The following is a 19,180-nucleotide window of genomic DNA, read 5'->3' as shown; positions in this document are numbered from 1 at the left end:
TTACTTGGCCGTCTCGGCGACCAGGCGCTCGACGGCGTCCACGGCGTCGCCGATCGCGGCCGGGTTCTGGCCGCCGCCCTGGGCGACGTCCGGCTTGCCGCCGCCACCGCCGCCGAGGGTCTTGGCAGCCGTACGGACCAGGTCGCCGGCCTTCAGGCCGCGCTCGCGGGCGGCTTCGTTGGTGGCGATGACCGTCAGCGGCTTGCCGTTCGCCACCGTGAACAGGGCGACCACGGCGGCCCGGCCGCCCTGGATGCGTCCGCGCACGTCGAGCACGAGCTTGCGCAGGTCGTCGGCGGTGGTGCCGTCGGGGACCTGACCGGTCACGACAGCAATGCCACGGATGTCCTTGGCGGACTCGGCGAGACCGGCGGCGGCCTGCAGGACCTTCTCGGCGCGGAACTTCTCGATCTCCTTCTCGGCGTCCTTCAGCTTGCCGAGCATGGCGGAGACCTTCTCCGGGAGCTCCTCCGGGCGGCCCTTGATCAGCTCCTGGAGCTGGGCGACGACCGTGTGCTCCCGGGCGAGGAAGTTGTAGGCGTCGACACCGACCAGGGCCTCGATACGGCGGACACCCGAGCCGATGGAGGACTCGCCGAGCAGCTTCACCAGGCCGAGCTGGGCGGTGTTGTGCACGTGGGTGCCGCCGCACAGTTCCTTGGAGAAGTCTCCGATGGTGACCACGCGGACGCGCTCGCCGTACTTCTCGCCGAACTCGGCGATGGCGCCCTGCTTCTTGGCCTCGTCGATGCCCATGACGTCGGCGCGGACGTCCAGGTCGCGGGCGAGCACCTCGTTGATCTTCTGCTCGACGTCGGTCATCACGGCCGTCGGGACGGCGGACGGCGAGCCGAAGTCGAAGCGGAAGCGGCCGGGCTGGTTCTCGGAACCGGCCTGGGCGGCCGTCGGGCCGAGGGCGTCGCGCAGGGCCTGGTGGGTCAGGTGCGTGGCCGAGTGGGCGCGGGCGATGGCCTTGCGGCGGCGGTCGTCGATGGCGGAGTGGGCCTTGGCGCCGACGGTGACCTCGCCGACCTGGACGACGCCCTTGTGGACGTAGACACCCGGGACCGGCTTCTGGCAGTCGCGGACCTCGATGACGGCGCCGGAGTCGGTCTTGATCTTGCCGGTGTCGCCGATCTGGCCGCCGCCCTCGGCGTAGAACGGGGTGCGGTCGAGGACGATCTCGACCTCGTCGCCCTCGGTGGCGGCCGGGGAGGAGACGCCGTCGACGAGGATGCCGACGACCGTGGACTCGCCCTCGGTGTCGGTGTAGCCGATGAAGTCGGTGGCACCGGCCCGGTCGGCGATCTCACGGTAGGCACCGAGGTCGGCGTGGCCGGTCTTCTTGGACTGGGCGTCGGCCTTGGCGCGCTCCCGCTGCTCCTTCATCAGGCGGCGGAAGCCCTCCTCGTCCACGGAGAGGCCCTGCTCGGCGGCCATCTCCAGGGTGAGGTCGATCGGGAAGCCCCAGGTGTCGTGGAGCAGGAAGGCCTTGTCGCCGGGCAGCACGGTGGAGCCGGCGGCCTTGGTGTCGCTGACGGCGGTGTCGAGGATGTTGGTGCCGGCCTTCAGCGTCTTGAGGAAGGCGTTCTCCTCGGCGAGGGCGACCTTCTCGATGCGCTCGCGGTCGGTGATGAGCTCGGGGTACTGCTGCCCCATCATGCCGATGACGACGTCGATCAGGTCCTTGACGACCGGGCCGGTGGCGCCGAGCAGGCGCATGTTGCGGATGGCGCGGCGCATGATGCGGCGCAGCACGTAACCACGGCCCTCGTTGCCGGGGGTGACGCCGTCGCCGATGAGCATGGTGGCGGTGCGCATGTGGTCGGTGACCACGCGCAGGGACACGTCCGAGGCGTGGGCGTCGCCGTAGCGGACGCCGGTCAGCTCGGTGGCCTTGTCGATGACGGCCATCGAGGTGTCGATCTCGTACATGTTCTGCACGCCCTGCAGAATCATGGCGAGCCGCTCGAGGCCGAGGCCGGTGTCGATGTTCTTGCTGGGCAGGTCGCCGAGGATCTCGAAGTTGTCCTTGCCGGTGCCCTCGCCCCGCTCGTACTGCATGAAGACGAGGTTCCAGATCTCCACGTACCGCTCGTCGTTGACGGCGGGGCCGCCCTCGGCGCCGAACTCGGGGCCGCGGTCGTAGTTGATCTCGGAGCAGGGGCCGCAGGGGCCGGGGACGCCCATGGACCAGTAGTTGTCCTTCATGCCGAGGCGCTGGATGCGCTCCTTCGGCACGCCGACGACCTCGTGCCAGATGCGCTCGGCCTCGTCGTCGTCCTTGTAGACCGTGATCCACAGGCGCTCGGGGTCGAGGCCGTAACCGCCCTTGTCCTGGGGGCTGGTGAGCAGCTCCCAGGCGAGCTTGATGGCGCCTTCCTTGAAGTAGTCGCCGAAGGAGAAGTTGCCGCACATCTGGAAGAACGTGCCGTGCCGGGTGGTCTTGCCGACCTCTTCGATGTCCGGCGTGCGCACGCACTTCTGCACGCTGGTGGCGCGGGCGAAGGGCGGCTTGACCTCACCGAGGAAGTACGGCTTGAAGGGCACCATGCCGGCCGGGACGAGCAGCAGAGTCGGGTCGTCCGCGATGAGCGACGCCGAAGGGACGACGGTGTGACCGCGCTCCTCGAAGAAGCTCAACCAGCGGCGGCGAATCTCAGCCGACTCCATCAGTGGTCCTCATTCCGGTTGTACGAATTCTTCTTGTACGTGGACGACGTGCTGTCGATGACGTACGTCTTCGGCTCTGTGCGGTTCTCGATGGCGGCGTACCGCCTGGGCGCGGGGAGTTCGGGGTCGACGGGGGCGTTGAGCCCGAGCACGTCGCCCAGTTCGGCCTCCCGCTGGGCCATGTTGTCGCGGACGTCGAGCGCGAAGTCGACCGCGCGGTCCTTGAGCCGGTGGCCGGCCTCGAGCGCCTTGTTGCCCGCGGTTCTGGCGAGGCTCTCGGGCGTCAGCTGCTTCAGCTTCCGGTTGACCTTGGTGGTGGCCCACACTCCGGCGGCGACGCCGGTGGTGAACCAGAACGTACGGCGGAACATCGCTGGCTCTCAGTCCCTCTTCCCTCGGGCGTTGCGCCGAGAGACCGTGCGGCCCACGATCACGGTACGCCTCGACGCCTTGCCGGGCACGTCCTCCTTGCGGCCGCCGAGGGCCCGGCGCACGCCGTAGCCGAAGGCTGCGACCTTGACCAGGGGACCGCCGAACGTGGAGGCGACGGTGGTCGACAGCGCGGAGGCGTTCGACGTGACCTCCTGGACGTCGGAGGCGATCGAGTCGACCCGGTCGATCTGGGTCTGCGCGGAGCGCACCGCCGCGGAGGCGTCGGCCAGCAGCGGGACGGCCTGATCGGTCACGTCCGCCACGAGCTTGGTGGTCGCCCTGAGCGTCTGGGCCAGCCTCGCCAGCGCGACGGCGAGGAAGGAGACCAGGATCGCCCAGAAGACGGCCACCAGGATTCCGGCCACCTCGCCACCGGACACTGTGTGCACCCGCTCCCTGAAAACGTGCCTGAACATCGAAAAAGTCGTGCGACGAGCCTATCGCGCCGGGGATGCGGCTCCGTACCGGATTAGCGCCCGGGGACGGCGGATTCGCGAAAGCCCGCCGCCTCGCCCGCCCGGAGGGGCGGGGAGACGACGGGCTGGGGTACCGCGTGCCTGCCGTGGATCAGCGGGCGTAGTACTCGACGACGAGCTGCTCGTCGCAGATCACCGGGATCTCCTTGCGGTTCGGCTCGCGGTCCAGGCGGAACGCCAGGGCCTTGAGGTTCACCTGGAGGTAGCGCGGGGTCTCGCCGTCGGGGGCGAAGCCACCCTCACGGGCGATCGTGAAGAGGGTCTTCTCCTTGGAGCGCTCGCGGACCTGCACCACGTCGTCCGGGCGGACACGGAAGGAGGGCTTGTCGACCTTCTTGCCGTTGACCGCGATGTGGCCGTGGACGACCATCTGGCGGGCCTGGTAGATCGTGCGGGCGATGCCCGAACGCAGGACCAGGGCGTCGAGACGGCGCTCCAGCTCGATGATCAGGGCCTCACCGGTCTTGCCCTGGACCTTGGAGGCACGCTCGTAGGCGCGGACGAGCTGGCGCTCGGACACGTCGTACTGCGCGCGCAGGCGCTGCTTCTCGAGCAGACGGACCTTGTAGTCCGAGTTCTGCTTGCGGCCACGGCCGTGCTCACCGGGCGGGTACGGACGGGCCTCGAAGTACTTGACGGCCTTCGGGGTGAGCGCGATGCCGAGGGCACGCGACTTCTTGACCTTGGGGCGGGACTGGTTCGCCACTGTTTCTCGTTTCCTAGTGTCGGCTTGTCAGGGTTGTGGGAGGTCGCATCCGCAGCCGGGGAAACCCTCCTCGTCCTTGCGGACGGGGTGGGCAGCCGCTCCCCTGGTCTGGGCACATACGTGCAGCACGCGAGTGGCCCACCGGCCGTTCCCGTCGTGCGACGAGTGGTGGTGGGCTGCCCGCGACACCGTTCGACGGTGCGCGACGCTCCTGGAGCCGATCCCGGAGGACCGGGCTCCGGCCGACTGTCCCGTTCTGACTGCACGGGACGCGGCACTCCGAACGAGTTTACAGGGTGCTCAGGACCGCTTTCGACCGAGGTTCTTCCGGGTCCACTCGACCGCGTCCGCGTAGCGGGCCTCCGCGCCGTGCCGGGTGGGCTCGTAGTACTCGCGGTCCTTCAGAGCGTCCGGGGCGTACTGCTGGGCGGCGATGCCCTCGGGCAGGTCGTGCGGGTAGACGTAGCCCTGGCCGTGGCCGAGCTTGGTGGCGCCCTTGTAGTGGCTGTCGCGCAGGTGCGCGGGCACGGGCCCGGCCAGTCCCTTGCGTACGTCCTCCAGGGCGGCGCCGATCGCGGTCGTCGCGGCGTTGGACTTGGGCGCCAGGGCGAGGGCGATGGTGGCGTGGCTGAGGGTGAGGGCGGCCTCCGGGAAGCCGATCATGGCGACGGCCTGGGCGGCGGCGACCGCGATGGACAGCGCGTTCGGGTCGGCGAGGCCGATGTCCTCGCTGGCGGAGATCATCAGGCGCCGGGCGATGAAGCGGGGGTCCTCGCCGGCCTCGATCATCCGGGCCAGGTAGTGCAGGGCGGCGTCGACGTCGGAGCCGCGGATGGACTTGATCAGGGCGCTGGCCACGTCGTAGTGCTGGTCGCCGTCGCGGTCGTACTTCACGGCCGCCCGGTCGACCGTCTCCTCCAGGGTGGTCAGGCCGATCTCCGTCTCGCCCTTGTCCAGGGCGGCTCCGGCGGCGGCCTCCAGGGCGGTCAGGGCGCGGCGGGCGTCGCCGCCGGCGATGCGCAGGAGGTGGTTCTCGGTCTCCTCGGGGAGGGCGACGGCGCCCTTGAGACCGCGCTCGTCGGTCAGGGCCCGCTGGACGAGGCCCTTGATGTCGTCGTCCGTGAGCGGTTCGAGGGTGAGCAGCAGGGAGCGGGACAGCAGGGGGGAGATCACCGAGAAGTACGGGTTCTCCGTCGTCGCCGCGATCAGTGTCACCCAGCGGTTCTCGACGGCCGGGAGCAGGGAGTCCTGCTGGGCCTTGCTGAAGCGGTGGATCTCGTCGAGGAAGAGGACGGTCTCCTTGCCGAATCCGCCGGAGGCGCGGCGGGCGCCGTCGATGACCGCGCGGACCTCCTTGACGCCCGCGGTGATCGCCGAGAGTTCGACGAAGCGGGCGTTGGTGGCCTTGGAGACCACGTACGCCAGGGTGGTCTTGCCGGTGCCGGGCGGGCCCCAGAGGATCACCGAGGAGGGGCCGGCCGGGCCGGAGGCGCCCTCGCCGACCAGTCTGCGCAGGGGCGAGCCCGGCTTCAGCAGATGCCGCTGGCCCACGACCTCGTCGAGGGTGCGCGGGCGCATCCGCACCGCCAGGGGGCTGCTGGACGGCTCCTTCTCCTGGCGTTCTTCTGCTGCGGCGGTGAACAGGTCGGGCTCCACGTCAGAAACCCTAAATCACGGCACTGACAATGCCGCCGGGCCCCGGTGCTCCCGGCTCAGCTCATCCAGAAGTCCCACCAGCGGGTCAGGATCAGCATGCCGATGATGCCGATGTGCAGCACGGGCATGACCCAGGTGAACTCGCCGAAGAAGCCCTTGAGCCAGGGCGGGGCGGGCAGGAAGCCCTTGCGGATGTTGAACGACGTCACGTACCAGAACATGAGGATCGTCGCGACCCAGGCCAGGGAGCACCACAGGCACAGTGCGTTGATCCGGTACAGGGACTGGAACATCAGCCAGGCGCAGAAGCCGACGCCGAACAGGCAGCCGGCGTTGAAGGTGAGCCAGTACCAGCGCGGGAAGCGGGCCCGGGCGAGCAGGCTCACGCCGACGCCGATGACGATGGCGTAGCAGACGAGGCCGAGTATCGGGTTCGGGAAGCCGAAGACCGCGGCCTGCTTGCTCTCCATGACGCTGCCGCAGGAGACGACGGGGTTGAGGCTGCAACCGGGGGTGAACGTCTTGCCCTCGACCTTGGCCTCGAGGATCTTGAACTTGTCGATCGTGATGACCCACGAGGCGAGCAGTCCGGCCGCGCCGGTGATCACCAGCAGCAGGGCGAGGGCCCGGCTGCCGCCCTCGGTGCGGGGCGCGATCTCGGCGTGCTCCGACTCGGGCTCCATGGAGACGTCCTTGACTGTCGTCTTGCTCATCCCGCCGATTCCGTCACTTGAGACCCGGACTGCTTCGGTCAGGGCCATTCTGCCGCACGAGGGCCTGTGTCCACCGTTCAGTGGACATAAGCGTGTCCACAAGGTCGTCCCTGAGGGTTGCGTTCCGGCCGACGCTCGTCGCATGACAGCACACGGGTACGACCTCGCCGTGCGGGTGCGGGGGCTGCGCAAGCGGTACGGGGACGTGACCGCCGTCGACGGCATCGATCTGGGCATCCGCCGGGGCGAGGTGTTCGGCCTGCTCGGGCCCAACGGCGCGGGCAAGAGCACCACGGTGGAGATCCTCCAGGGCAACCGGGACCGGGACTCGGGCGAGGTGTCCGTGCTCGGGTCGGACCCGGCGACCGGCACGCGCGCGTGGCGCTCACGTGTCGGAATCGTCTGGCAGGACGAATCGGCGCCCGCGGAGTTGACGGTCCGGGAGACGGTGCGGCACTTCGCCGGCTACTACCCCCGGCCGCGGAACCCGGAGGAGGTGATCGGACTGGTCGGTCTGGAGGCGAAGGCGGACAGCCGGATCAAGGCGCTGTCGGGTGGCCAGCGCCGGCGTCTGGACGTGGCGCTCGGCGTGATCGGCGGTCCGGACCTGCTGCTTCTGGACGAGCCGACGACCGGGTTCGATCCGGCGGCCCGGCGGCAGTTCTGGTCGCTGATCCGCGCCCTGGCCGACGACGGCACGACCATCCTGCTGACCACGCACTATCTGGAGGAGGCGGAGGCCCTCGCGCACCGGCTGGCCGTCGTCGCGAAGGGCCGGATCGTCGCCGAGGGCGAGCCCGGGGCGCTGCGGGAGCGGTACGGCACCGAGGCCCTCGTCGAGTGGACCGAGCCGGACGGCACCCCGCGCAGGGAGCGCACGGGCACGCCGACCAGGACGATCGCCGGGCTCATGCGGCGCTTCGACGGGGAGATCCCGGGGCTGGCGGTGAGCCGGCCCACGCTGGAGGACGTCTACCTCCGGCTGACCGGACAGCGGCAGGAGGACGCGCGATGACGACGACCGCCGTACGGGAGCGCCGTGCGGTCGGCGTCGGGGGGCTGCCCGGCGCCTGGGGGCTGGGGCTGCGGCGGGGTGCCCTGGAGATCAGGCAGTTCTTCCGGCAGCGCGACCAGGTGGTGTTCACGTTCGCCTTCCCGGTCGTCTTCCTGTTCCTGTTCGCGTCGATCTTCCGGGACGACGTGGCGGGCGCGGGCATCACCGCCTCGCAGCTCTACGTCCCGGCGATGATGGCCGCCGGCATCATGTCGACGAGTTTCCAGGCGCTCGGCATCTCGATCGCCGTGGAGCGGGAGGAGAAGGTGCTGCGCCGGCTGCGCGGCACACCGATGCCGCCGACGGCGTACTTCCTCGGCAAGATCTGGCTCGTTCTGTTCACCGGTCTGCTGGAGACGGTGATCCTCCTCCTCGTCGGCACGACCGTGTACGACGTGAACCTGCCGTCCGACGCCGGCCGTTGGTTCGACCTGGCGTGGATCTTCGTGCTCGGGATCACGGCCTGCGCGCTGCTCGGCATCGCGATCAGCTCGGTGCCGACGTCCGCGAACAGCGCGAGTTCCGTGGTCGTGCTGCCCTTCCTGGTGCTCCAGTTCATCTCCGGGGTGTACATCGCCATCGGCACCGTCCCGGACTGGATGCTGACCATAGGTGCGCTGTTCCCGCTGAAGTGGATGTGCCAGGGGCTGCGCGGGGTGTTCCTGCCGGAGTCGGCGCAGGTGCTGGAGCAGGCGGGGAGCTGGGAGACGGGACGCGTGGCCCTGGTGCTCGCGGCGTGGTGCGCCGGAGGATTGGTGCTGTGCCTGCTGACGTTCCGCTGGAAGGACCGGCGCGAGGGATGAGCGGTGCGGCGGATGCCGGCAGCGCCTACACCTGGGAGCGCTCGTTCCGGCTCTGGGACACGTACTTCGCGCTCATCTGGGTGGCGACCCTGGTCTCCGTGCTCGCCGCCGATCACCCCGGCCGGCCGGTCCGTGCGGTCGCGGCGGCGCTGCTTGTCCCGCTGGTCCCGCTGTACGTGAGGGAAGGGCGCCGGCTGATCCAGGGCGACCCGCCCGACCAGCGGCGGACGATCGGCTATCTGACGGCGGCGCTGGCGCTGGTCCTGCCGTCGGCGGTCCTCGTGGGCGAGACGCGGCTGCTGGCCTTCGCCCTGATCCCGCAGTGCTTCATGACGCTGCGGTTGCGGTCGGCGCTGGTGGCCGTGGCCGTGGTGAACCTCGTACCCGTGGCCGGCTGGGCGCTGCTGTGGCGGCCCAGCACCCGGGACGTGGTCTTCAACGCCTTGTTCTCCCTGGTCAGTTTCGTGTTCTCGGTCGCCGTCGGCATCTGGATCATCCGGATCATCGAGCAGAGCCAGGAGCGGGCCGAGCTGATCGCGGAGCTCGACGCGAGCCGGCACGAGATCGGGCGGCTGTCCGAGGCGCACGGGGCGCTGGCCGAACGGGAGCGGCTGGCCCGGGAGATCCACGACACGCTGGCGCAGGGATTCACCAGTCTGGTGATGCTGATCCAGGCGGTCGAGGCGGAGCTGGACCACGACCTGCCCGAGGCGCGGCGCCATCTGCGCCTGATGGACGAGACGGCCCGGCAGAACCTCGCCGAGGCCCGGGCCCTGGTCGCCGGGGGCGCGCCCGCCGACCTGGACGGTGCGTCCCTGCCGGATGCGCTGGGGCGGCTCGCCGCGCGGCATGACGCGGTGCTGGAGGTGACCGGCCCGGTGCGCACGCTGCCCGCGGGCCCCGAGGTGGTCGCGCTGCGCGCCTGCCAGGAGGCGTTGGCCAACGCCCGTAAGCACGCGGGGATTTCGGTGGTGGTCGGGGTGTCGCTGGCGTACGCCGACGACCTGCTGACCGTGTCCGTGCGGGACGACGGGCCCGGATTTGACCCGGGTGCCGTTCGCGGTGGGTACGGTCTGGCGGGGCTGCGGGCCCGGGCCGTCGAGGTGGGCGGAACCGCCGAGGTGCGCAGTGCACCCGGCGGCGGCACGGTCGTGACCGTCCGCCTGCCGTTGGTGAGGAGGGAGACGCCGTGATCCGGATCGTCCTGGCCGACGACCATCCCGTCGTACGGGAGGGGCTGCGGGCGATGCTCAGTGCGGAGTCCGATCTGGAGGTCGTCGCCGACGCGTCCAGCGGGCCGCAGGCGGAGGCGCTGGCGCAGGAGTTGCGGCCCGACATCGTGCTGATGGATCTGCGGATGCCGGGGGGCGGGGGCGTGGACTCCATCGTGCGGATGACACGGGCCGGGCTGCCGTGCCGGGTGGTCGTGCTGACGACGTACGAGACGGACCGGGACATCCTGCGGGCGGTGGAGGCCGGGGCGGCGGGTTATCTGCTGAAGGACCTGCCGCGTGCCGAACTCGCGGACGCGGTGCGGGCGGCGGCCCGTGGCGAGACGGTCCTGGCCCCGTCCGTCGCGGCGCGGCTGGTGGACCAGTTACGGACGAAGCCGGAGCGGCCGCGGCTGTCGGAACGCGAGACGGCCGTGCTGCGGCTGGTCGCCGAGGGCTGCACGAACGCGGAGATCGGGCGCCGGTTGTTCATCGGGGAGTCCACGGTGAAGACGTATCTGCTGCGCGTCTTCGGCAAGTTGGGGGTGGACGACCGGACGGCGGCGGTGACGAGCGCGCTGCGGCACGGGCTGCTGGAGCAGTGACGAAGGCGCCGGGCACCTCGGCAGGTGTCCGGCGCCTTCGCTTCTGGTCTGCTGCTAGCCGAGTCGCGCCTCGAGTTCCGCCACGATCTCGTTCACCCCGACCGCCGTCTGCTCGCCCGACTCCATGTCCTTGAGCTGGACGACGCCCTCGGCGAGGTCGCGTTCGCCGGCGACGATCGTGTAGCGGGCGCCGCTGCGGTTGGCGTTCTTCATCGCGCCCTTGAGGCCCTTGCCGCCGTAGGAGAAGTCGGCCGCGATGCCGTTCTTGCGCATCTCCGTGACCTTGGCGAACAGGACCCGGCGGGCCTCCTCGCCGAGCGGGACGGCGAACACGCTGGTGGTGGCGGGGAGTTCGAGCTCGACGCCCTCCGCCTCCAGGGCGAGGACCGTGCGGTCGACGCCGAGGGCCCAGCCGACGGACGGCAGCGCGGGGCCGCCGATCATCTCGGACAGGCCGTCGTAGCGCCCGCCGCCGCCGACGGCGGACTGGGAGCCGAGGCCGTCGTGGACGAACTCGAACGTCGTGCGGGTGTAGTAGTCCAGGCCGCGCACCAGCTTCGGGTCGTCCTCGAAGGCGACGCCCGCCGCCGTGATCAGCTCGCGGACCTCCTCGTGGTACGCCTTGCAGGCGTCACAGAGGTAGTCGCGCAGCAGCGGCGCGTCCCCGAGCTGCTTCTGGACCGACTCGCGCTTGTCGTCGAGGACGCGCAGCGGGTTGATCTCCGCCCGGCGCAGGGTGTCCTCGTCCAGGTCCAGGCCGCGCAGGAAGTCCTGGAGCGCCGTCCGGTACACCGGGCGGCACTCCTTGTCGCCCAGACTGTTGAGCAGGATCCGGAAGTTGCTCAGGCCCAGCGAGCGGTACGCCTGGTCGGCCAGGATGATCAGCTCGGCGTCCAGTGCCGGGTCCTCGGCACCGATCGCCTCGGCACCGACCTGGGAGAAGTGGCGGTAACGGCCCTTCTGGGGACGCTCGTAGCGGTAGTACGAGCCGGAGTACCAGAGCTTGACCGGGAGGTTGCCCGCCTTGTGCAGGTTGGCCTCCAGCGCGGCACGCAGGACGGAGGCCGTGCCTTCGGGGCGCAGGGCCAGCCTGTCGCCGCCCTTCGTCTCGAAGGCGTACATCTCCTTCGTCACGATGTCCGTCGATTCGCCGACGCCGCGCGCGAAGAGTTCGACGTTCTCGAAGCCCGGCGTCTCGATGTAGCCGTAGCCGGAGTTGCGCAGCGGTGCGGCGATCGCCTCGCGGACCGCCAGGAACGTCGCGGAGTCCGGCGGGATCAGGTCGTACGTGCCCTTGGGGGCCTTGAAGGTGCTCACGGAAGGTCTCGTCACATTCCTCGTCGGGGAGCCTCGGAAGCTCCCTGGCCGGCCGCCACCTGCCGCAGATACGGGTTGGTGGCGCGCTCCTGGCCGATGGTCGTCTGGGGGCCGTGGCCGGACAGCACCACGGTCGAGTCGTCGAGCGGCAGGCACACGCGGGCCAGCGAGTCGAGCATCTCGGCCATGTCACCGCCGGGCAGGTCGGTGCGTCCGATGGAGCCGGCGAACAGCAGGTCGCCCGAGAACAGGATCGGCGGGATGTCCGCCGCCTCGGGCATGCCGAAGGTCACCGACCCCTTGGTATGGCCGGGCGCGTGCGCGACGGACAGCTCCAGGCCCGCCAGCTCCAGCCTCGCCCCGTCGGCCAGCTCCTTGACGTCGTCGGGCTCCCCCACGGTCAGCTCGCCCAGGAGCGGCATCCCGATGGAACGGCCTATGCCCTTCTCGGGGTCGTTCATCATGTACCGGTCGTCGGGGTGGATCCAGGCCGGCACGTCGTGCGCGCCGCACACCGGGACGACCGAGGCCACGTGGTCGATGTGGCCGTGGGTGAGGACGACGGCGACGGGCTTGAGCCGATGCTTCCTGATCGCTTCCTCGACGCCGTCGGCGGCCTGATGGCCGGGGTCGATGATCACGCACTCCTCACCGGCGGCGGGGGCGACGAGGTAGCAGTTCGTCCCCCAGGCCCCGGCGGGGAACCCGGCAATGAGCACGATCGTCCTTCGTTGTGTCGATACGGGCGGCTGCGGCTGCTGTCAGAGCCTACCGGCGCTGCCGATTCCTCAGCGAACCCATATACGGTACGGGGCACACGCAGGCGGTCGGCGCACAGGCCCCACGCGTACCGGTCGACGTTCGAGACGCATGAGGAGAGAACCCGGTGGTCAGCCAGGAACAGCGGCGGCGTCAGCTCGCCCGTGAGAAGTACTTGCGGCAGCAGCAGCGGCGCACTGATGCGCGACGCAAGGCCCGTATCCGCAACTCCGTGATCGCCTCGGTTCTCGGCGTGGTCGTGGTGCTCTCCGTGTCGGTCTACCTGACCAAGCCGTTCGAGGACGACGGCAAGAAGGAGAACGCGGGCGCGGAGGTCACCCCGAGCGCATCGCCCAGCAAGGCCCCGGACCCGTGCGAGAAGCCGGCCGCGGGCAAGGTCAAGCCGGAGACCTGGAAGAAGGAGCCGGCGATGACGATCGACGAGTCGGCGAAGTACACGATGAAGCTGGACACGACCTGCGGCGAGATAGACATCGCGCTGAAGGCGTCGGCGGCCCCGCACACCGTCAACTCGTTCAACTTCCTCGCCGGCAAGGGCTACTTCGACCACAGCAAGTGCCACCGGCTCACCAACCAGGGCATCTACGTCCTGCAGTGCGGCGACCCGCAGGGCACCGGCATGGGCGGGCCCGGCTACACGATCCCGGACGAGAATCTGAAGGACAAGAGCCTCAAGGGCGGGGTGTACCCGGCGGGCACGGTCGCGATGGCGAACCAGTACAACGCCCAGACGAAGCAGGGCCGCAACAGCGGCGGCAGCCAGTTCTTCCTCGTCTACCAGGACAGTCAGCTGTCGCCCGACTACACACCGTTCGGGACGGTGTCCGAGGCGGGCATGAAGGTTCTCAAGAAAATCGCCGCCGCCGGAGCCCAGGCTCCCGACCCTCAGACGGGCAACACGGCGCCCAACGCGACGGTCGTGATCAACAAGGCCACGGTCGCGAAATCCTGACCCTCAACTGCGTAATTTCGGTCGCGCGGGATGCGGACAGGCCCCCCGCCGGTCGCCTATGTTGGCCGTGACGAAACTGTGGACGATGCCCGGGGGAGCTTCAGGCCCCTCGCAGGCATCATGTGGAGGAGGCGCTGTGAGCAGCGACCCGTGGGGCCGCGTCGACGAGACGGGGACCGTGTACGTGCGTACGGCCGACGGCGAGCAGGTCGTCGGTTCGTGGCAGGCAGGCTCCCCTGAGGAGGCGCTGGCCTATTTCGAGCGCAAGTACGAGGGCCTGGTTGTCGAGATCGGCCTCCTCGAGAAGCGAGTGAAGACCACCGACCTGTCGGCGAAGGACGCCCAGGCGGCCATCGACCACATCCGGGAGCAGGTCGACGCACACCACGCGGTGGGCGACCTGGACGCCCTGCGGGTCCGGCTGGACAAGCTCACCGAGCTGGTGGAGGCGCGCCGCGAGGAGCGCAAGGCGCAGCGGGCGAAGCAGTCCGACGAGGCGCGCAAGGCCAAGGAGGCGCTGGTCGTCGAGGCGGAGGAGCTGGCGCAGTCCGACCAGTGGCGGGCGGCCGGTGAGCGGCTGCGGGCCCTGGTGGACACCTGGAAGGGTCTGCCGCGGCTGGACCGCAAGTCCGACGACGAGCTGTGGCACCGGTTCTCGCACGCGCGGTCGGCGTTCTCCAAGCGGCGCAAGCAGCACTTCGCGCAGCTGGACGCCCAGCGCGAGGAGGCGCGGCGGACCAAGGAGCGGCTGGTCTCCGAGGCCGAGGCGCTGTCGAACTCGACGGACTGGGGTGCGACGGCAGCGCGCTACCGCGAGCTGATGGCCGAGTGGAAGGCCGCCGGCCGGGCCCAGCGCGAGCACGAGGACGACCTGTGGAACCGCTTCCGCGGCGCCCAGGACGTCTTCTTCGCCGCGCGCAGCTCGGTCTTCGCCGAGCGGGACGCCGAGCAGGCGGAGAATCTGAAGCTCAAGGAGGAGCTGGCCGAGGAGGCCGAGAAGCTCCTGCCGATCACGGACCTGAAGGCATCGCGGGCCGCGTTCCGTTCGATCAACGAGCGGTGGGAGGCCATCGGTCATGTGCCGCGCGACGCCCGGCCCAAGGTCGAGGGCCGTATGCACGCCGTCGAGCGGGCCCTCCAGGAGGCGGAGGAGACCGAGTGGCGCCGGACGAACCCGGAGGCACGTGCGCGTGCCGAGGGCCTGACCGGCCAGCTCCAGGCCGCCGTGGACAAGCTGAGGGGCCAGATCGAGCAGGCCCGGGCGCAGGGCAACAACGCCAAGGCCGACAAGCTCGAGCGTGAGCTCGAGGGCCGCCAGGCGCTGCTGGACCAGGCGCTGAAGGGTCTCCAGGAGTTCGGAGGCTGATCAGCCCGTCGAAAGGGGGCCCGTACCTGCCGTACGGGCCCCCTTTCGCATGGTGCTACGGACTGTTACGACCTGCTGCGCGCCGACGTCACCCGGTACACGTCGTAGACGCCCTCCACGCCCCGGACCGCCTTCAGCACATGGCCGAGATGCTTCGGGTCGCCCATCTCGAAGGTGAAGCGGGAGGTGGCGACGCGGTCGCGGGAGGTCTGCACGGCCGCGGAGAGGATGTTGACGTGCTGGTCGGACAGGACGCGGGTGACGTCCGACAGAAGCCGGGAGCGGTCCAGGGCCTCGACCTGGATGGCGACCAGGAAGACCGAGGACTGGGTGGGCGCCCACTCGACCTCGAGAATGCGCTCGGGCTCACGGGACAGCGAGTCGACGTTGACGCAGTCGGTGCGGTGAACCGATACGCCGCTGCCTCGCGTGACGAAGCCCATGATGGGGTCGCCGGGGACGGGCGTACAGCAGCGGGCCAGTTTGACCCACACGTCCTCGACGCCCTTCACGACGACGCCCGGATCGGCGCTGGAGCGGCGTTTGCGGCTGCGTCCGCGGGCCGGCGGGATCGACTCGTCGATCTCCTCGGTGGCGGCCTCCTCGCCGCCGAGGGCCTGGACCAGCTTCTGCACGATGTTCTGCGCCGAGACATGGCCCTCGCCGATCGCCGCGTACAGCGCTGAGATGTCCGCGTAGCGCATCTCGTGCGCGAGGGTCACCAGGGAGTCGCCGGTCAGGATGCGCTGGATCGGCAGGTTCTGCTTGCGCATGGCGCGGACGATGGCGTCCTTGCCCTGCTCGATCGCCTCGTCGCGGCGCTCCTTGGAGAACCAGGCCCGGATCTTGTTGCGAGCTCGCGGCGACTTGACGAAGCCGAGCCAGTCGCGGGAGGGACCGGCGCCGGGGGCCTTGGAGGTGAAGACCTCCACCAGGTCGCCGTTGTCGAGGGTGGACTCCAGCGGGACCAGCCGGCCGTTGACCCGGGCCCCTATCGTGCGGTGGCCGACCTCGGTGTGGACCGCGTAGGCGAAGTCCACGGGGGTGGCTCCCGCCGGGAGCGCTATGACGTCGCCCTTGGGGGTGAAGACGAAGACCTCGTTGCGGGAGAGGTCGAAGCGCAGCGACTCCAGGAACTCGCCGGGGTCCTCGGTCTCCTTCTGCCAGTCGAGCAGCTGCCGCAGCCACGCCATGTCGTTGATGGCGTCCTTGTCCTTGCCGGAGGACTTGGGCGCGTCCGTGCGCACCTTGGAGGCACCGGCGACGGCTTCCTGCTTGTACTTCCAGTGCGCGGCGATGCCGTACTCGGCGCGGCGGTGCATGTCGAACGTACGGATCTGGAGCTCGACCGGTTTGCCGCCGGGGCCGATGACCGTCGTGTGCAGCGACTGGTACATGTTGAACTTGGGCATCGCGATGTAGTCCTTGAACCGGCCGGGGACCGGGTTCCATCGCGCGTGCACCGTGCCGAGGGCCGCGTAGCAGTCGCGGACGGTGTCCACGAGGACGCGGATGCCCACCAGGTCGTAGATCTCCGCGAAGTCACGACCGCGGACGATCATCTTCTGGTAGACGCTGTAGTAGTGCTTCGGGCGGCCGGTGACGGTCGCCTTGATGCGGGCCGCACGCAGGTCCTGCTGGACCTCGTCGGTGACGATGGCGAGGTACTCGTCACGCTTCGGGGCGCGCTCGGCGACCAGACGGACTATCTCGTCGTACATCTTGGGGTAGAGGATCGCGAAGGCGAGGTCCTCCAGCTCCCACTTGATGGTGTTCATGCCCAGGCGGTGGGCGAGCGGCGCGTAGATCTCCAGGGTCTCGCGCGCCTTCTTCTCCTGCTTCTCGCGCTTGAGGTAGCGCATGGTGCGCATGTTGTGCAGGCGGTCGGCGAGCTTGATGACCAGGACGCGCGGGTCCTTGGCCATGGCGACGACCATCTTGCGCACGGTCTCGGCCTGCGCGGCCTCGCCGAACTTGACCTTGTCCAGCTTGGTGACACCGTCGACGAGCAGCGTGACGACGTCGCCGAAGTCGCGGCGCAGGTCGTCCAGGCCGTACTCGGTGTCCTCGACCGTGTCGTGCAGCAGGCCCGCCATCAGGGTGGCCGGGTCCATGCCCAGCTCGGCGAGGATGGTCGTCACGGCGAGGGGGTGCGTGATGTACGGGTCGCCGCTCTTGCGCTTCTGGCCGCGGTGCCAGCGCTCGGCGACCTGGTAGGCACGCTCGATCTGGCGGAGCGTCGACGTCTCGATCTTCGGGTCGTTGCTGCGCACTATCCGCAGCAACGGCTCCAGCACCGGGTTGTACGGGTTCGCGCGCTGCACGCCGAGACGGGCCAGGCGGGCGCGGACGCGGTTGGAGGAGCCGGTACGGGCCGGCTGGCCGCCTGCCTGGCGCACGGGCGGGGCCGGCTTGGGGCGCGCCTGCTCGGCGGGCTTGTCGACCGGCGCCGACTGGGCGTGCTCGACCGGCCCGCGGGTGTCGTTCTTCGCGTGGGGCGCGTTCGGCGCGGGCTTGGCCGCGGCTGCCGAGGCGGACTCGGGCTTGGCGGCGGTCAGGTGCTGGGCCTCGTCTGGCAAGAGGGCTCCTCGTGCGCGATCCGGGTCCCCCGGTCAGGCTCCGGAGACCCCATGGTAGCCATCCTGGACCCCAGGATCGCCTTCAGGCCAATGTGAGGACCGTCTACCCAAGAAACACGAGAGGCGGGCGCCGGATTTCTCCGGGCCCGCCTCCGCGGTGTCGTGCCGGTGTCATGGCGATGTCCACCGGACTGCCGGGGGCTTCCTAGACCGTGAGCAGCGCCTCCAGCGGGGCGCCGTTCAGAGCCGGTTCCAGGCGGGCGCGGCCGTTGAGGAAGCCGAGCTCCATGAGGACGGCGAGGCCGGCGACCTCCGCGCCGGCCCGGCGGATGAGCTGGACCGAGGCCTCGGCGGTGCCGCCGGTGGCGAGGACGTCGTCGACGACCAGGACACGGTCGTCGGCGGTCAGGTCCTCGGCGTGCACCTCGATCTCCGCCGAGCCGTACTCCAGGTCGTAGGCCTGGCCGAGGGTGGCTCCGGGGAGCTTGCCCGCCTTGCGTACGGGGATGAAGCCGAGGCCGGCGCGGACGGCGACCGGGGCGCCGAGGATGAAGCCCCGGGCCTCCAGGCCGACGACCTTGGTGGCACCGGTGCGCTCGGCGATCTCGGCGAGGGCGTCGGTGAGCGCGGTGAACGCCGCCGGGTCCGCCAGGAGCGGGGTGATGTCCTTGAACATCACGCCCGGCTCCGGGTAGTCCGCGACGTCCCTGATGCGGCTGAGCAGCAGCTCCCTGATGTCGGTCATCGGCGCTTCCCCGAGGGGCGGCCACGGCCGCGGGTGCGGGACGCGGGCTGGTTGCGGGGACCGACGACCGCGGGTGCGGCGTCCTCGGGCTCGCCGTCGTACGACTCGTCGGCGCCGTCGGCCTCGGTCTCGCCCTGGGCTCCGGACTGGGCCCGCTTGGCGAGGACGCGCTTCCTGAGGGCCTTCAGCTGCGGCTCGCGCTCCTTCAGGTCGGCGACGAGCGGCGTGGCGATGAAGATCGAGGAGTACGCACCGGCGGCGAGGCCGACGAAGAGCGACAGCGAGATGTCGTTCAGCATGCCGGCGCCGAGGACACCGCCACCGATGAACAGCAGGCCCGCGACCGGCAGCAGCGCGACCACCGTGGTGTTGATGGAGCGGACCAGGGTGCTGTTGATCGAGCGGTTGGCGACGTCGCTGTAGGTCCAGCGGGTCTGCTTGGTGATGTCCTTGGTCTGTTCCTTGAGGCTGTCGAAGACCACGACCGTGTCGTAGAGCGAGTAGCCGAGGATGGTCAGCAGACCGATCACCGTGCCCGGTGTGACCTCGAAGCCGACCAGGGCGTAGATGCCGACCGTGATGGTGATGTCGTGGATCAGGGCGACGAACGCGGCCAGCGCCATGCGCCACTCGAAGGCGATCGCCAGGTAGATCACCACGAGGACGAGGAAGATCCAGAGGCCCTGCCAGGCCTTGTTGGCGATCTGGTCACCCCAGCTGGGGCCGACCAGTTCGGCGTTGATCTGCTCCTTCTCGATCTTGAGGTCGTCGGAGAGCTTGTCCTTGATCTTGTCGGCCGCGCCGGTGTCGATGCCGGCGACCTGGATGCGCAGGCTGCCGTCGCCGAGCTTCTGGACGATCGCGTCGTGGCCGGAGGCCTCTTCCGCGTAGCCCTCCGCCTGGGACACCGAGGCGCTGGTGTTCTTCGGGGTGTTGAAGACGGCGCCGCCCTGGAACTCGATGCCCATGTTCAGGCCGCGGACCGCCAGGCCGACGATGGCCGTGATGGTGATCAGGATGGAGAGGCCGTACCAGATCTTGCGGTTCTTGACGAAGTCGTAGCCGACCTCGCCACGGTGCAGTCGGGCGCCGAGGGTGCCGAGTTTCGACAT

General features: G+C 70.0%; 17 protein-coding genes. 6 read left to right on the top strand and 11 right to left on the bottom strand.

What is annotated here, in order from left to right:
* The 6 genes from alaS to MQE23_RS36140 all read right to left on the bottom strand — a co-directional run bounded on the left by alaS (window position 1) and on the right by MQE23_RS36140 (window position 6,656).
* Complete coding sequence (gene alaS / locus MQE23_RS36165; RefSeq protein ID WP_020272914.1) at window positions 1-2,673, bottom strand: alanine--tRNA ligase; 2,673 nt, start codon at window positions 2,671-2,673, stop codon at window positions 1-3.
* A complete protein-coding gene (locus MQE23_RS36160) occupies window positions 2,673-3,044 on the bottom strand; it encodes a hypothetical protein (protein ID WP_020272913.1) in 372 nt (123 codons plus the stop codon). The genes alaS and MQE23_RS36160 overlap by 1 nt, the downstream gene beginning before the upstream one ends.
* Before the next feature lie 9 nt (window positions 3,045-3,053).
* Window positions 3,054-3,494 carry a DUF948 domain-containing protein gene (locus tag MQE23_RS36155; protein WP_082319874.1) on the bottom strand — a complete coding sequence of 147 codons (441 nt, stop codon included), beginning with the start codon at window positions 3,492-3,494 and terminating at the stop codon, window positions 3,054-3,056.
* Between the two features lie 178 nt (window positions 3,495-3,672).
* Window positions 3,673-4,287 carry a 30S ribosomal protein S4 gene (rpsD, locus tag MQE23_RS36150; protein ID WP_010046470.1) on the bottom strand — a complete coding sequence of 205 codons (615 nt, stop codon included), beginning with the start codon at window positions 4,285-4,287 and terminating at the stop codon, window positions 3,673-3,675.
* A 300-nt stretch (window positions 4,288-4,587) separates the two neighbouring features.
* Entirely contained in the window at window positions 4,588-5,943 is a 1,356-nt protein-coding gene (locus tag MQE23_RS36145) for a replication-associated recombination protein A (protein WP_243381332.1), read from the bottom strand.
* Between the two features lie 56 nt (window positions 5,944-5,999).
* Window positions 6,000-6,656 (bottom strand): vitamin K epoxide reductase family protein, encoded by a 657-nt coding sequence (locus MQE23_RS36140; RefSeq protein ID WP_243381331.1) that lies wholly within the window; start codon window positions 6,654-6,656, stop codon window positions 6,000-6,002.
* Window positions 6,657-6,798: 142 nt separating this feature from the next.
* On the opposite strand from MQE23_RS36140, the gene MQE23_RS36135 reads away from it, so the two are divergent.
* Genes MQE23_RS36135 through MQE23_RS36120 form a run of 4 tightly spaced genes read left to right on the top strand, consistent with a single transcriptional unit; the run spans window position 6,799 to window position 10,329 of the window.
* Entirely contained in the window at window positions 6,799-7,671 is an 873-nt protein-coding gene (locus tag MQE23_RS36135) for an ABC transporter ATP-binding protein (protein ID WP_243381322.1), read from the top strand.
* A complete protein-coding gene (locus tag MQE23_RS36130) occupies window positions 7,668-8,513 on the top strand; it encodes an ABC transporter permease (RefSeq protein ID WP_243381321.1) in 846 nt (281 codons plus the stop codon). The genes MQE23_RS36135 and MQE23_RS36130 overlap by 4 nt, the downstream gene beginning before the upstream one ends.
* Window positions 8,510-9,706, top strand: coding sequence for a sensor histidine kinase (locus tag MQE23_RS36125; protein ID WP_243381319.1), 1,197 nt, complete (start codon window positions 8,510-8,512; stop codon window positions 9,704-9,706). Before MQE23_RS36130 ends, MQE23_RS36125 begins: the two co-directional genes overlap by 4 nt.
* Entirely contained in the window at window positions 9,703-10,329 is a 627-nt protein-coding gene (locus MQE23_RS36120; protein WP_020272906.1) for a response regulator transcription factor, read from the top strand. The genes MQE23_RS36125 and MQE23_RS36120 overlap by 4 nt, the downstream gene beginning before the upstream one ends.
* 54 nt (window positions 10,330-10,383) lie before the next feature.
* Here the strand turns inward: MQE23_RS36120 and hisS are convergent, their stop codons facing one another.
* Together hisS and MQE23_RS36110 are read right to left on the bottom strand one after the other, a co-directional pair.
* Window positions 10,384-11,646 (bottom strand): histidine--tRNA ligase, encoded by a 1,263-nt coding sequence (gene hisS, locus MQE23_RS36115; protein WP_020272905.1) that lies wholly within the window; start codon window positions 11,644-11,646, stop codon window positions 10,384-10,386.
* A gap of 11 nt (window positions 11,647-11,657) precedes the next feature.
* Complete coding sequence (locus MQE23_RS36110) at window positions 11,658-12,365, bottom strand: MBL fold metallo-hydrolase (protein ID WP_243381317.1); 708 nt, start codon at window positions 12,363-12,365, stop codon at window positions 11,658-11,660.
* A gap of 167 nt (window positions 12,366-12,532) precedes the next feature.
* On the opposite strand from MQE23_RS36110, the gene MQE23_RS36105 reads away from it, so the two are divergent.
* Both MQE23_RS36105 and MQE23_RS36100 read left to right on the top strand, forming a co-directional pair.
* Window positions 12,533-13,378, top strand: a complete 846-nt coding sequence (locus MQE23_RS36105; RefSeq protein WP_020276527.1) for a peptidylprolyl isomerase — start codon at window positions 12,533-12,535, stop codon at window positions 13,376-13,378.
* Window positions 13,379-13,514: 136 nt separating this feature from the next.
* Window positions 13,515-14,744, top strand: coding sequence for a DUF349 domain-containing protein (locus MQE23_RS36100; protein ID WP_020276526.1), 1,230 nt, complete (start codon window positions 13,515-13,517; stop codon window positions 14,742-14,744).
* Window positions 14,745-14,809: 65 nt separating this feature from the next.
* Here the strand turns inward: MQE23_RS36100 and relA are convergent, their stop codons facing one another.
* From relA to secF, 3 genes are all read right to left on the bottom strand, one after another.
* Window positions 14,810-17,323 (bottom strand): GTP pyrophosphokinase, encoded by a 2,514-nt coding sequence (relA, locus tag MQE23_RS36095; RefSeq protein ID WP_020276525.1) that lies wholly within the window; start codon window positions 17,321-17,323, stop codon window positions 14,810-14,812.
* Window positions 17,324-17,528: 205 nt separating this feature from the next.
* Window positions 17,529-18,068, bottom strand: a complete 540-nt coding sequence (locus MQE23_RS36090) for an adenine phosphoribosyltransferase (RefSeq protein ID WP_020276523.1) — start codon at window positions 18,066-18,068, stop codon at window positions 17,529-17,531.
* A complete protein-coding gene (gene secF / locus MQE23_RS36085) occupies window positions 18,065-19,180 on the bottom strand; it encodes a protein translocase subunit SecF (RefSeq protein WP_020276522.1) in 1,116 nt (371 codons plus the stop codon). The genes MQE23_RS36090 and secF overlap by 4 nt, the downstream gene beginning before the upstream one ends.

The organism is Streptomyces sp. HP-A2021, assembly GCF_022807935.1.
GTDB lineage: Bacteria > Actinomycetota > Actinomycetes > Streptomycetales > Streptomycetaceae > Streptomyces > Streptomyces afghaniensis.
Note: the sequence above shows the minus strand (reverse complement) of the source record. Positions and strands in the feature narration are given on the sequence as shown.

Coding starts and splice junctions, on each gene's coding strand:
- alaS (WP_020272914.1), bottom strand. CDS start 2,673: ATGGAGTCGGCTGAGATTCGCCGCCGCTGGTTGAGCTTCTTCGAGGAG.
- MQE23_RS36160 (WP_020272913.1), bottom strand. CDS start 3,044: ATGTTCCGCCGTACGTTCTGGTTCACCACCGGCGTCGCCGCCGGAGTG.
- MQE23_RS36140 (WP_243381331.1), bottom strand. CDS start 6,656: ATGAGCAAGACGACAGTCAAGGACGTCTCCATGGAGCCCGAGTCGGAG.
- MQE23_RS36135 (WP_243381322.1), top strand. CDS start 6,799: ATGACAGCACACGGGTACGACCTCGCCGTGCGGGTGCGGGGGCTGCGC.
- MQE23_RS36130 (WP_243381321.1), top strand. CDS start 7,668: ATGACGACGACCGCCGTACGGGAGCGCCGTGCGGTCGGCGTCGGGGGG.
- MQE23_RS36125 (WP_243381319.1), top strand. CDS start 8,510: ATGAGCGGTGCGGCGGATGCCGGCAGCGCCTACACCTGGGAGCGCTCG.
- MQE23_RS36090 (WP_020276523.1), bottom strand. CDS start 18,068: ATGACCGACATCAGGGAGCTGCTGCTCAGCCGCATCAGGGACGTCGCG.
- secF (WP_020276522.1), bottom strand. CDS start 19,180: ATGTCGAAACTCGGCACCCTCGGCGCCCGACTGCACCGTGGCGAGGTC.